At 65.9% G+C, this 12,697-nt stretch carries 11 protein-coding genes; 4 read left to right on the forward strand and 7 right to left on the reverse strand.

Annotation, left to right across the window (positions count from 1 at the left end; genetic code table 11):
* Window positions 1–23: 23 nt before the first annotated feature.
* Window positions 24–713, reverse strand: a complete 690-nt coding sequence (locus tag AAG816_RS10265; RefSeq protein ID WP_341989509.1) for a GntR family transcriptional regulator — start codon at window positions 711–713, stop codon at window positions 24–26.
* A gap of 415 nt (window positions 714–1,128) precedes the next feature.
* Between AAG816_RS10265 and AAG816_RS10270 the strand changes: the two genes are divergently transcribed.
* The 4 genes from AAG816_RS10270 to oxlT (AAG816_RS10285) all read left to right on the forward strand — a co-directional run bounded on the left by AAG816_RS10270 (window position 1,129) and on the right by oxlT (AAG816_RS10285) (window position 6,258).
* Window positions 1,129–1,599: a CBS domain-containing protein gene (locus AAG816_RS10270; protein WP_341989510.1), complete on the forward strand. Its 471-nt coding sequence runs from the start codon at window positions 1,129–1,131 to the stop codon at window positions 1,597–1,599.
* 207 nt (window positions 1,600–1,806) lie between these two features.
* Window positions 1,807–3,036: a formyl-CoA transferase gene (gene frc / locus AAG816_RS10275; protein WP_341989511.1), complete on the forward strand. Its 1,230-nt coding sequence runs from the start codon at window positions 1,807–1,809 to the stop codon at window positions 3,034–3,036.
* A gap of 158 nt (window positions 3,037–3,194) precedes the next feature.
* Complete coding sequence (gene oxlT, locus AAG816_RS10280) at window positions 3,195–4,496, forward strand: oxalate/formate MFS antiporter (protein WP_341989512.1); 1,302 nt, start codon at window positions 3,195–3,197, stop codon at window positions 4,494–4,496.
* Between the two features lie 448 nt (window positions 4,497–4,944).
* Complete coding sequence (gene oxlT / locus AAG816_RS10285; protein ID WP_341989513.1) at window positions 4,945–6,258, forward strand: oxalate/formate MFS antiporter; 1,314 nt, start codon at window positions 4,945–4,947, stop codon at window positions 6,256–6,258.
* A gap of 219 nt (window positions 6,259–6,477) precedes the next feature.
* On the opposite strand, the gene AAG816_RS10290 is transcribed toward oxlT (AAG816_RS10285), so the two are convergent.
* The 6 genes from AAG816_RS10290 to AAG816_RS10315 all read right to left on the reverse strand — a co-directional run bounded on the left by AAG816_RS10290 (window position 6,478) and on the right by AAG816_RS10315 (window position 12,487).
* Window positions 6,478–6,681: a hypothetical protein gene (locus tag AAG816_RS10290; RefSeq protein WP_341989514.1), complete on the reverse strand. Its 204-nt coding sequence runs from the start codon at window positions 6,679–6,681 to the stop codon at window positions 6,478–6,480.
* A gap of 150 nt (window positions 6,682–6,831) precedes the next feature.
* Entirely contained in the window at window positions 6,832–8,520 is a 1,689-nt protein-coding gene (pgi, locus tag AAG816_RS10295) for a glucose-6-phosphate isomerase (protein ID WP_341989515.1), read from the reverse strand.
* 13 nt (window positions 8,521–8,533) lie between these two features.
* The gene (gene pgl / locus AAG816_RS10300) at window positions 8,534–9,259 is read right to left on the reverse strand and encodes a 6-phosphogluconolactonase (protein WP_341989516.1); all 726 of its coding nucleotides are present in this window, start codon (window positions 9,257–9,259) and stop codon (window positions 8,534–8,536) included.
* A 76-nt stretch (window positions 9,260–9,335) separates the two neighbouring features.
* A complete protein-coding gene (zwf, locus tag AAG816_RS10305) occupies window positions 9,336–10,808 on the reverse strand; it encodes a glucose-6-phosphate dehydrogenase (protein ID WP_341989517.1) in 1,473 nt (490 codons plus the stop codon).
* A gap of 288 nt (window positions 10,809–11,096) precedes the next feature.
* Entirely contained in the window at window positions 11,097–11,804 is a 708-nt protein-coding gene (locus AAG816_RS10310) for a DUF992 domain-containing protein (RefSeq protein ID WP_341989518.1), read from the reverse strand.
* 197 nt (window positions 11,805–12,001) lie between these two features.
* Window positions 12,002–12,487, reverse strand: a complete 486-nt coding sequence (locus AAG816_RS10315; RefSeq protein WP_341989519.1) for a DUF992 domain-containing protein — start codon at window positions 12,485–12,487, stop codon at window positions 12,002–12,004.
* Window positions 12,488–12,697 lie beyond the last annotated feature (210 nt).

Consider the following 12,697-nt stretch of genomic DNA (forward strand, 5'->3'; position numbering starts at 1 on the left):
TTTTTGAAAGGGGGCGAGGGGCCTCAGTCCAGGAAGTCGCCGTGGGCTTCCACATGCTTGGCCAGGCCCAAAGTGTGTTCGCGCACCAGGCGCTCGGCCAGATCGGCGTCGCGCTTCTCGATGGCTTCCACGATGCGGGTATGGTCGAGGATGGAGCGCTGGGCGCGATGATCCTGGCCGATGGTGACCTTGCGCACCCCGCGCATGTGCGGGAACAGGTTGTCGGTGGTCTCCGCCAGCAGTTCGCAGCCGGACATGCGGATGATGAGCTTGTGGAAGGCGAGGTTGGCCTCGGAATATTCCGAGACGAATTCTTCCGGATTGCGATTGGCGAAGGCGCGGACATTCTCGCGCAGCAATTTGATGTCGCCGTCGGAGGCGATCTGCGAGGCCAGGCGCGCCGCCATGCCCTCCAGCGCCGCCCAGACGGTGATCATCTCCAGGATTTCCTGCTTGGTCTTGCGCACCACGAAGATGCCCCGCCGCGGCACCGAGCGCACGAAGCCTTCCTGCTCCAGCAGCGTCATGGCCTCGCGGATCGGGGTGCGGGACACCCCGAGCTTTTCCGACAACTGGCGCTCCTCGAGGCGGATCTCCTCGTCATGGGCGTAGATGTCCATCTCCATGATGGCGGCCTTGAGCGCCTTGTAGGCCTTCATCCGGAAGCTCGATTCGGTCTCGATCGGCTTCACGTTGATATCCTGGTACGTCATGTGACCCTTGCCTGATCCAGCCGCGCCACGCTTCGCAGGGGCGCATTCCAACCTGCATGTTCCAATGTACATGCCCCATGAGGACCCCCGCGAGGGCTCTCAGGAGGGTCTCCCATCGCAGCGCCCCGCGCGGGCGGGCGGTCCCGGGCGATCGTGACATGCGAATACAAGATACTGTGTCGCATCGATCCTTGAACAGGGCAAGCAAGCCTTGGAACAACCGAAAAAGGCGAGAAAACAGGTTGCAGCGCAACGTAAAGACGCCCGCCCGGCTTCGGCACTGCTTATTGACATTACGTATTCTGCATACCAGCATGGTTCCAAGGAACGAGGGCGTAAGCCCGACGCGGCCGGCCTCAGGCGCTGCATATCCACCGCGGACGAACCGCGGAGCTCCAGCTAGGTGAGGAATGCCATGATCACAGTGGACGACATCCTGCGCGAAAAGCGCGACACGCGGATCGTGACGGTGCGGATGAACGAGACCGTGGCCACGGCCGCCTTGATCATGCGGCGGGAGAATGTCTCCTCCGTGGTGGTGAAGGATGTGTGCCGCACCGAAGGCAATACGGTGGTGGGCGTGTTCTCCGAGCGCGACGTCACCCGGGGCCTGGCCGAGCACGGCGCTAATATCACCAGCCTGCCGGTGGCCACCTTCCTCAAGCGGGCGGTGATCTCCTGCACGCTGGAAGACAGCATCGTCACCGTGCTGCGGCTGATGAACGAACATCAGGTCCGCCACCTGCCGGTGATGGTGGAGCACAATCTGGTGGGCGTGATCAGCGCCACCGACCTCATGCGCCACTATCTGCACGAGTCCGAAGTGGCCTCCCACGCGGATCAGGCGCGCAGTGGAATGACGGTTGCACTCGCTGCACTGCGGTAGAAATTCTTGCCGGCGGCGGATTGCAAAACATTTGCGACCGCCGTTGCGGAATGCTAGTCTAGTTTGTACTTGGTATACGTCATACTGTGGACTGTGTGAAATGCGGGGTCTACCCGCAAATACAGCTTGGACGCATTCGCAAGTTCCAGAGGCCGGCACAAGATCGGCATCGGAAAGATCAAGGGTAGGTTCCAGGGGTTTAGAGGCATGGCCAAGGCACTCGAAGGCGTGCGCGTCCTCGATATGACGCACGTACAGTCCGGACCCTCGGCGACCCAATTGCTCGCCTGGATGGGCGCGGACGTCATCAAGATCGAAATGCCGCGCCGCGGCGACATCACCCGCAGCCAGCTGCGCGACCGGTCCAATGTGGACAGTCTGTATTTCGCGATGCTCAATTCCAACAAGCGCAGCGTGACCTTGAACATCAAGTCGCCCCAGGGCCAGGATGCCCTGGTGCGCCTGATTTCCCGCTGCGACGTGCTGGTGGAGAATTTCGGCCCCGGCGTGCTGGAGCGGCAGGGCTTTTCGTTCGAGCGCATCCGCGAGATCAATCCGCGGCTGATCTATGCCTCCATCAAGGGCTTCGCCGAGGGCGCGTCCCAGGATGCCAAGGCCTATGAGACCATCGCCCAGGCCATGGGCGGGGCCATGAGCACCACCGGCTGGCAGGCCGGTCCGCCCACCGCCTCCAGCGCCCAGATCGGCGACACCGGCACCGGCGTGCATTGCGTCGCCGGCATCCTCGCCGCGCTCTATCAGCGGACCGTCACCGGGGTCGGGCAGCGGGTGGACGTGGCCATGCAGGATTGCGTGGTCAATCTGCTGCGGGTGAAGCTGCGCGACCAGCAGCGCCTCGCCTCTGGCCCCTTGAGCGAGTATCCCGGCGCCCCCCAGGGCGAGGAAGTGCCGCGGGCGGGCAATGCCTCCGGCGGCGGCCAGCCGGGCGCGGCCCTTCGCTGCGCGCCGGGGGGCGAGAATGATTTCTGCTACGTCATCATCCAGCCCCAGGGCTGGGCGCCGCTGATGCGGCTGATCGGCCGCAAGGATCTGATCGAGGATTCCCGCTTTGCCTCCCACGAGGCCCGCGCCGAGCGCCTGGACGCCTGTTTCGAGGTGGTGGAGGCCTGGACCCGCAAGCGCACCAAGTTCGAGGTGATGAAGGCCCTCTCGGCCATCGATGTGCCGTGCGGCCCCGTCCTCTCCACCAAGGACATCCTGGAAGACCGCAGCCTCTATGAGCGCGGCTTCCTGGTGGACGTGCCCCATCCCGAGCGGGGCAATTACGTCACCATCGCCTCCCCCATCCACCTCTCCGACAGCACGGTCGAGGTGGAGCGGGCGCCGCTCCTGGGCGAGCACACCGAAGACGTGCTCGCCTGGATCGGTTTTGAACCCGACGACATCGCCAGCATGCGGGCCTCCGGGGCCGCGTGAGTCGTCACCACAGCTCTTCACATCAGCGAAGAGGTTTTCGCGTCCAACGTCGCAGTTTCGTCCCGGTCCCACCGCCTTGCATGAGGGAAAACAACGAGGGCAAGGCGTCTCTCTCCATCCGATAACAAGACCAAAATCATCAGCAGGGGTTAGGAAACATGGTTGCTCAAGCAGGGAGCGGTCAGGCACCTTCAGTGCGTTGGCTGCAATTGATCGCCGGCATCGTCTGTATGGTGGCTGCCGCCAATATCCAATATTCGTGGACTCTCTTCGTTCCTGAAATTCAGGCGGCGAATGGCTGGAGCCGCGCCTCCATCCAGGTCGCCTTCACCATCTTCGTGGTGGTTCAAACCTGGTTGACGCCCATCGAGGGCTATTTCATCGACAAGTACGGCCCGCGCGCCGTGGTGCTGGTCGGTGGTTTCTTTACCGGCCTGTCCTGGGTGGTGAATTCCTATGCCACCTCGCTCAACGGCTTCTATCTGGGTGCGGTCATCGGCGGCATCGGCGTCGGCTGCGTCTATGCCACCTGCGTGAACAGCGCGCTCAAGTGGTTCCCCGACAAGCGCGGCCTTGCGGTGGGTCTGATGGCGGCGGGCTACGGCTCGGGCACCGTGCTGACGATCATCCCGATCGCCAACATGCTGAAGACCTCCGGCTATTCGCAGACCTTCTTCCTGTTCGGTCTGATCCAGGGTGCCATCATCCTGCTGGCGGCTGGCTTCCTGCGGGCGCCCGGCAATCGGGAAATCGTGTATTCGGCGAATGTCGCGCAGTCCCGTCGCGATTACACGCTGGGTGAAGCGCTGCGGACCCCGGTGTTCTACGTCATGCTCGGCATGTTCATCTGCACCGTCTCCGGTGGCTTGATGGCCGTGGCGCAGCTGGGCGTGATCGCCGAAGATCTCGGCGTGAAGCATGTGCAGGTCAACCTGTACTTCTTCGCCATGGCCGCCCTGCCGTTCGCTCTGATGCTGGACCGCATCCTCAACGGCTTCTCCCGCCCGTTCTTCGGCTGGATCTCCGACCATATCGGCCGCGAGAAGACCATGTTCTTCGCCTTCACCATGGAAGGTCTCGGCATCATCGCTTTGGGAACGTTCGGTCACAATCCGTGGGCGTTCATCATTCTCAGCGGCGTGGTGTTCCTGGCCTGGGGTGAAGTCTACTCTTTGTTCAGCGCGACGGCGGCCGATACTTTCGGCAGCAAGCATGTGGGCAAGATTTACGGCGTGCTGTATTGCGCCAAGGGCTTTGCCGCTTTGCTGGTTCCGCTGGCCAACATCCTGATGGAAGCCACCGGCAGCTGGGCAGTCGTCCTGTATGTGGTGGCGGCCATGGACCTCACCGCAGCGTTCGCGGCGCTCTTCATCCTGAAGCCGATGCTGGCCCGCCACCATCGCCTCAATGCGGAAGCGGCAAATGCCGTGCGCGATCGCGAGGTTGGCGCGCGCGCCTGATCAACGGTCCCTCAGCCGCCCTCGGGCGGCCCCTCGCGGCCCCGGCTTTTGCCGGGGCCTTTTTTTTGCCCGCAGCGCCGCTCGGGCGATAGCGAGGCCGATGGCGGAATGCGGTGTGAATTGAAATCGCGATGAATATGATTCAATAGGGAGGTGAGTCTGAAAAAGAAAACGCGCATGGGATTGTAGCTCTGAAATTAAACGCGCATTTATGTGGAAAATGACGCGCGGAAGATCTATAAAACACATTCGAAAATCTGGGAAATACGGTAAGTGGTAGCGGTTACATAACGGTAATTAGCATGTGGCCTGGCATTTTTTCATGCGATCAGGGTGACGGTACGCGAGCTGGTCGGACGCCAAATGAAGACCAGCGATAAGAATGGCGACCGTCACGGGCCGTTCATCGACGCGCATTCGATGACACCAACGTGTGGAAGGGAAGGAAATGCCGGCAATTCAAACCGCAACCAAGGGGCCGTTCGGCGGTCGCTGGATGCAACTCGTCATCGGCATCGTCTGCATGTCGATGATCGCCAATCTGCAATATGGCTGGACCCTGTTCGTCGAGCCGATCAATGACAAATATCATTGGGGCCGTCCGGCCATTCAGGTGGCCTTCACCATTTTCGTCGTGACCGAGACTTGGCTGGTCCCCATCGAGGGCTGGTTCGTGGATAAGTTCGGTCCGCGCATCGTCGTGTTCATCGGCGGCATCCTGTGCGCCGCCGCCTGGGCGATGAACTCCATCGCCGATACCCTGACCCTGCTCTATGTGTCCGCGGCCATCGGCGGCATCGGCGCCGGCGCCGTCTACGGCACCTGCGTGGGTTCGGCCCTGAAGTGGTTCCCCGATCGTCGCGGTCTGGCCGCCGGCCTCACCGCCGCCGGCTTCGGCGCCGGTTCGGCCCTGACCATCGTGCCCATTGCTTCGATGATCAAGAGCGCCGGCTACCAGCAGACCTTCATGGTGTTCGGCCTGCTCCAGGGCGGCGTCGTGCTGCTGCTGGCGCTGTTCCTGTTCGCCCCGAAGGAAGGCCAGGTGCCCAAGACCGTGTCCAAGGGCGTGGTGCAGAGCCGCCGCAACTACGGCCCCGGCGAGATGGCCAAGGCCCCGGTGTTCTGGGTCATGTATCTGATGTTCGCCTTGGTGGCGGCCGGCGGCCTGATGGCCACCGCGCAGCTGGGCTCCATCGCCAAGGACTTCCAGATCGCCGACGTGCCGGTGAGCCTGATCGGCATCACCATGCCGGCGCTGACCTTCGCTCTGTCCATCGATCGCGTGCTCAACGGCCTCACCCGCCCGTTCTTCGGCTGGGTGTCGGACAATATCGGCCGCGAGAACACCATGTTCATCGCCTTCGGTCTTGAGGCGGTGGGCGTGCTGGCTCTGGCCCATTTCGGCTCGAACCCGCTGGCCTTCGTGCTGCTGACCGGCCTCGTCTTCTTCGCCTGGGGCGAGATCTACTCGCTGTTCCCGGCGACCTGCGGCGATACCTTCGGCTCCAAGTTCGCCACCACCAATGCCGGCCTGCTGTATACCGCCAAGGGCACCGCGTCCCTGGTGGTGCCGTTCGCCTCCATCGCGGTGGCGCAGCTGGGCAACTGGGATCTGGTGTTCACCATCACCGCGGCGGTGAATGCCATTGCCGCCCTCATGGCCCTGTTCGTCCTGAAGCCCATGCGCTCGCGCTTCGTGGCCCAGGCCGCGCTCACCACGGCGGACGATGTGGTCAAGGGTCGGGCCGAAGTCGCCAAATAGGTGGTTCGGCAGGGCGGGAGGTCGCATGGCCTTCCGCCCCCGGCGTGACCGGGTTCGGGTGTTCAACCCGATCGGATCGATTCCTCGGGCGCTCGCTCGGTGAGAGAGCGCCGATGCCGTGCGGCGCTTGCGCCTTGCAGATCCTCGGGCTTGCCCGGGGATCTTTGCGTTTAGGGGGCGCGTGTCAGCGCGGCCCGGCGCGGTTCAACAGGCTGGACGTCAGAGGCCGCGCGGGAAGGATGCGATGGCGGGCTCGACGGCGTCCTGCTCGCGCTTCTGGCCACCGAACGCTGCGCGCGGCGCGTCAGCCTGGTTCAGGGACGCGCCACCGGCCATCACCGGGCTGGCGGCGGGAACGGCGGCGCGCAGCAGGGCACCGGCAGCGGCGAGGAGGCGGGAGAGGGTGGTTTCGGTGGTGGTCATAGCTGTCTCCGGGCACGATCGGGGTGCCGCTCGTTCGGGCCGCCACAACGGCGACCCGTCGGATTACGGATGACATACTGACCTAATTCCGAACGTCTGTGGTATACAAAATACGCAGATAGCCCCTCTGCGCCTGCATGCCAATGACCTTCAGGAAGGCGCGAGGCTTCGCAGATGCGAAAGCGTTCCCGTCGTTGAACCGGAGGTTCCCTTCGGCACTGCAGCGCCGGTGACGGCGGGCAGAAAGTCGGTGGCCAGTTCCTTGCCCAGCTCCACGCCCCATTGATCGAAGGCGTCAATGCCCCAGACCGCGGCTTCTATGAACACCCGGTGCTCGTAGAGCGCCACGATCCGCCCCAAAGTGAAGGGGTCCAGCAAGGTGTAAGCCAAGGTCACCGAAGGCCGGTTGCCGGGAAAAACCCGGTGCGGTGCAATACGTTGGATGGTGGCTTCATCCATGCCCTTGGCGCGGAGCTGGGCCTCCGATTCCGCCTGAGAGCGGCCGCGCAACAGGGCTTCCGACTGCGCCAGGCAATTGGCGATCAGCAGATCCTGATGGTCGCGCATGCCCGGTTCATGGCCTTGCGCGGCGATCAGGAATTCCACCGGCACCACGTCGGTGCCCTGGTGCAGCAATTGGAAGAAGGCGTGCTGGGAGTTGGTGCCGGGCTCGCCCCACACCACCGGCCCGGTGGGCCGGGGCACCGGTTGGCCGTCCAGGGTCACGCTCTTGCCGTTGCTCTCCATGTCCAGCTGCTGGAGATAGGCCGGCAGGCGGGCGAGGCGCTGGTCGTAGGGAATGACGGCGCGGGTGGGATAGGCGCACAGATTGCGGTGCCACAGGCCCACCGCCGCCAGCAGCGCCGGCAGGTTCTGCTCCAGCGGGGCATGGCGGAAATGCTCGTCCATGGCGGCGGCGCCGGCCAGGAAATCGGCGAACAGCGCCGGCCCCACCGCGATCATCAGCGGCAGGCCCACGGCGGACCACACCGAATAGCGCCCGCCCACCCAATCCCAGAAGCCGAACGCCCGCGCGCGGTCGATGCCGAACGCCTCCACCTTGTCCAAGGCGGTGGAGACGGCGGCGAAATGGGCGCCCACCGCGCCTTCGCCCTGGGCGGCGGCGATCCAGGCCCGCGCCGAGCGGGCATTGGTCATGGTCTCGATGGTGGTGAAGGTCTTGGAGGCGATGATGAACAATGTGGTTGCCGGGTTCAGCGGCTTCAGCACGTCGGTCAGGTGCGCGCCGTCCACATTGGAGACGAAGTGCAGCCGCGGCCCGTCGTGATAGGGCGCCAGCGCCAGCGTCGCCATGGCCGGGCCGAGGTCCGAGCCGCCGATGCCGATGTTCACCACATCGGTGAAGCGATGATTGTGGGCGCCGGCGATCTGGCCGGAGCGGATGGCTTTGGCGAAGGTGCCCATCCGCGCCAGGGTCTCGGCGATGCCCGGCTTGATGTCGTCGCCATCCACCAGGATCGGGTCCACCCCGCTATCGCGCAAAGCGGTGTGCAGCACCGCGCGATCCTCGGTGCTGTTGATGTGGTCGCCGGCGAACATGGCGTCGCGGCGCGCCTCCACGCCGGCGGCGCGCATCAGCGCCATCAGGCCGGCGAGCGCCTCCGCGGTGAGGGAGGTCTTGGAGGCGTCCAGCAGCAGGTCGCCCAGGGACGCCGAAAAGGTCTCGAACCGGCCCGGTGTGTCGAACAGGCTGGCCAAAGGCTGGGCGCGGGTGGCCTCGCGCACCGCCGCCAGCTGCGCCCATGCCGCGTCCAAGGCGGCCGCATCCCGCTGGCGGGCCTGGGGCGCATGATCGGGCGCAGGGGAAATGTCGGTCATGGCGAAGTCTCCGTCAGGGACACCACAGCACGTCAAGCGGGCGTGGGCTATGCAATAGGATGGCGCGGATGGGACGCTCCGCCGGGTCGCTTGGTTCCCGTGCGGCGTCGAGGACCGCCCGCTTGCCCGCGCCCTCGATATGGAGGAACAGCGCCTGCGCCCCCACCAGCGGGCCGAGGGTGAAGGTGATGCGCGGCTCGCCCGCCGCCGCCGCATGCACCGCCATCAGGTCCGCATCGGTGCGCGGATCGATGGCCGCGGCCAAGGTTGCGGCGCCGGGGAAGAAGGAGGCGGTGTGGCCGTCATCGCCCATGCCCAGCACCACCGCGGTGAGCGGGCGGGGCAGATCGGCCAGCGCCGCATGGGCCGCCTCCAGTCCGTCTTCGGGGGTGGGGTCGCCGGTATAAAGCGGGATGAAGCGCGCAGCCGCCGCCGGGCCGCGCAGCAGATGGGTGCGCACCAGGGCCGCATTGGAGCGGTCCGAGGTTTCCGGCACCCAGCGTTCGTCCACCAGGGTCACGGTGACCTTGGCCCAATCGATGGGCGCGCCGGACAGGACCTCCAGAAATCGCGCGGGGGTGCGTCCGCCGGACACCGCCAGGGAGGCCGCCCCATGGGAGGCGATCCGCGCCCGCAGCGCTTCGGCCACATGGGCGGCCAGCGCCTGGGCGAGGGCCTGCGGCCCGTCATAGGCGGTGAAGGCGACGGGAAGCGGAGCGACGGGAGCGGCGTCAATCATGGCGGGGCCTCGCGGGAGCTTGGCCGCGGATCGGGCCAGGCCGGAGAGCGGGCGGGGCTTGGCCCCGCCTGCTGGGTCAGTCGTCCATCCAGGTGCGGCCGTCGCGCTCGATCAGGGCGATGGCGGCGGAAGGCCCCCAGGTGCCGGCGGTATAAGGCTTGGGCGGCTCGCGCGAAGCGCGCCAGGCGTCCAGGATCGGGTCGATCCATTTCCACGCCGCTTCCACTTCGTCGCGGCGCATGAACAGGGTCTGGTTGCCGCGCACCACGTCCATGAGCAGGCGCTCATAGGCATCGGGATTGCGCACCCCGAACGCCTCGGCAAAGCTCATGTCCAGCGGCACATGCTGCAGGCGCATGCCGCCGGGGCCGGGATCCTTGATCATCAGCCACAATTTCACGCCCTCGTCGGGCTGAAGGCGGATCACCAGGCGATTGGCCATCAGCGGCCCGGCCTGATTGTCGAACACCGAATGGGGAATGGGGCGGAAGGCCACCACGATCTCCGACACCCGGCTGGCGAGGCGCTTGCCGGTGCGCAGATAGAACGGCACCCCCGCCCAGCGCCAATTGGCGATTTCCGCCTTCAGGGCGACGAAGGTCTCGGTGTCGCTTTCCGGCGAGCCCAATTCGTCCAGATAGCCCGCCACCGCGCCGCCGGACGAGGCGCCGGCCCGATACTGGCCGCGCACGGTCAGGGTGGGGGTGGTCTTCTCGTTCATGGGCACGAGGGCTTTCAGAACTTTCAGCTTCTCGTCGCGCACCGCGTCCGCGTCCATGGACACGGGCGGCTCCATGGCCACCAGGCACAGAAGCTGGAGCATGTGGTTCTGCACCATGTCGCGCAGGGCGCCGGCGGTGTCGTAATAGCCGGCGCGGCCCGCCACCCCGAGGCTCTCGGCGACGGTCAGCTGCACATGGTCGATATGGGCATTGTTCCAGATCGGCTCGAACAAGGCATTGGCGAAGCGCAGCGCCATCAGGTTCTGCACCGTCTCCTTGCCGAGATAGTGGTCGATGCGGAACACCGCCTCTTCGCGGAACACCTTGCCCACCGCCTCATTGACGGCGCGGGCGGAGTCCAGATCCTTGCCCACCGGCTTTTCCACCACCACCCGGCTCTTGGGGGTGACGAGCTTGTGGGCGCCGATGCGGCTGCAGATGTCGTCGAACAGGTCCGGCCCCACCGCCAGATAAAACACCCGAATGCGGTCGCCGCCATCGTCCAGGCGGGCGGCGAGATCGTCCCAGCCTTCGTCGGAGACCGCGTCCACCGCCACATAATCCACCCGGTCGAGGAAGCGGGCGAGCCGCTCCGCCTCGGTGGTGTCGATGCCGTCGCGATCTTCCACCGCATCGCGGGCAAGGGCCTGGAATTCCTCGCGGGTCATGGGGCGGCGGGAGACGCCGATGATTCGCGCCTCCGGCGGGATCTGGCCGGCCAGGTCGCGCTCATACAGCGCCGGGAGCAGCTTGCGTTTCGCCAGATCGCCGGTGGCGCCAAACACCACGATATCAAATGGATCCACGGTGATGACGCGCGCGACCATTCTTTCACTCTCCGAACCGGAGCCGAGGGGGCTCCTGAGACCAGTGTTGCCTGCTGTTCTAGCAAATCCTTCGCGTCGATGGTGCGACCATGCAGCGGCAGCGTTAAGATCGCCGCCTTCAGTTCGTCCGCAAACCGCCGCACGGCAGGGTCGAGCCGGCCGAGGCGCGGGCGGTGCATCAGCCAGGCTTTGCTGCCGGTCGCTCCTGGTGGCCAAAGGCGGCGCCATCGGGCTTCGGCCTCAAGCCCGGCCCGGCCCACCGAGGTGAGGCACGAAAGCGCGACCGGCCTAGTGCCGCTGGGCCTTGCTCGGGGTCAAGGTGAGGCCGGCGGCGGCGAAGGAGATGCTGAGGCCGGAATCCGACGATACGCTCAAGGGCTGGAGCGCAATGCCGGTGGTGGCGTCCTTGGCCATCAGCACATTGGCCGAAAAGCCCGGTCCCAGCGCCGCGCCGCTGGAGAACCCCACATACTCGCCGGCGAGCGCACCGGGGCCCAGTTGCCGGGTGGTGGCGAGCACCATCCAGATCATGCTGGCCTGGTCGGACACGCCGAAGTCCAGCCCGACCCGGGAGAGCGTGCCGGTATAATATTGGTTCACCCCCGCTGCCGGGCGAAACTCGCAGGTGATGCCGCGGGTGGAGCCAAATCCATAGGCTGTGGCCATTTCCCCCTTGCACTCCAGGAGGCCGGATTCGACCCGGCCATTGGCCGCCGCGTCCGCTTTCGCCTCCGCGCTGGGGGCGGGCAGGGCGGTTGCAGCGGAAGGGGCCTCCGTCACGGGCGCAGGCGCTGCCCCTTCAGGCGCGGCGGGCGTGGCCGCAGCCGTGGCGGGAACATCCAGAACGGTGCCCTGCCGGGATGTGGGAACCGGCGGCGCGGTGCGGGTGATGCGCGGCGTTTGCGCCGACGGCGTCTCCTGGGTTCGCCCCTGGGTTGCCGTTAGGGCCAGCACGGTCAGGCCGAGGACCGGCGCCAGCACCCGATGGCGCGACACCGGACTGCCATTCGGGTGCCGCCAGGCTGTGGGGTGCGATCTGGCTGTGAGAATCATGTGGTCCCTCGCGGCATCCGCGTTCGGCACGCGATGCGGGGCGCCGGCGTCAAAGGCCGGGCCGGGGATGAGCGCCTCCACGGGAAGGCGCATAAACGAAGAAGAGGTGTCCCCGCCGGTGAAGGCGGGGACACTCAGGATCAACGCGCGGTCAGCGTCAGGTCCGAAACGGTCAGGCCGACATTGAGGCCCGTGCCGCCTTCGACCGACACCGGCTGCAGGGTGAAGGAATTGCGCGAACCACCCACCAGCGCGTTGGCGCCGAGGCCCACGCCGACGGCTGCATTGGCGGAAGCGCCCACATACACGCCGGCCAGATCGCCCGGCTTCACGTTGCGGGTCGGAGCCAGCACGCCCCACACCAGGGTCTGCTTGCCGCTCATGCCCACGTCGAGGCCGAAACGACGCACGACACCGGCATAGCTGCCCTTGGCCACGCCACGGACGGCGGGACGGAAGTTGCAGTCGAGCTGACGGACCGAACCGATGATGAAGCTGACGTTGGGCTCCACAGTGCAGATGAGGGTGCCGACCTGGATCGACGCCGCAGACGCGGGAGCCGTGGCGAATGCGATGCTGGCGCAAGCGAGCGCAGCAGCAAAGCCGGCTTTAATAACAGTCTTCATAGTGACCTTCCTCCAAACGGGCCCCGATGGTGCCCACCCGGTTGCGGGTGGGAAACCCTTAGCTCGGTCTCGACCGTTCGCCAACGCAGCTTACAGGCCAAGGTTCCGTTTTTCGATGCGATTAATGCGCCGACCTCATACCGGAGCGATGCGGTGTCGCATCGCTTTGCGCTCTGGCGCGCGGCCCGTATGCGCATCCGGCGCGGGCCC

The organism is Azorhizobium sp. AG788 (assembly GCF_943371865.1).
GTDB lineage: Bacteria > Pseudomonadota > Alphaproteobacteria > Rhizobiales > Xanthobacteraceae > Azorhizobium.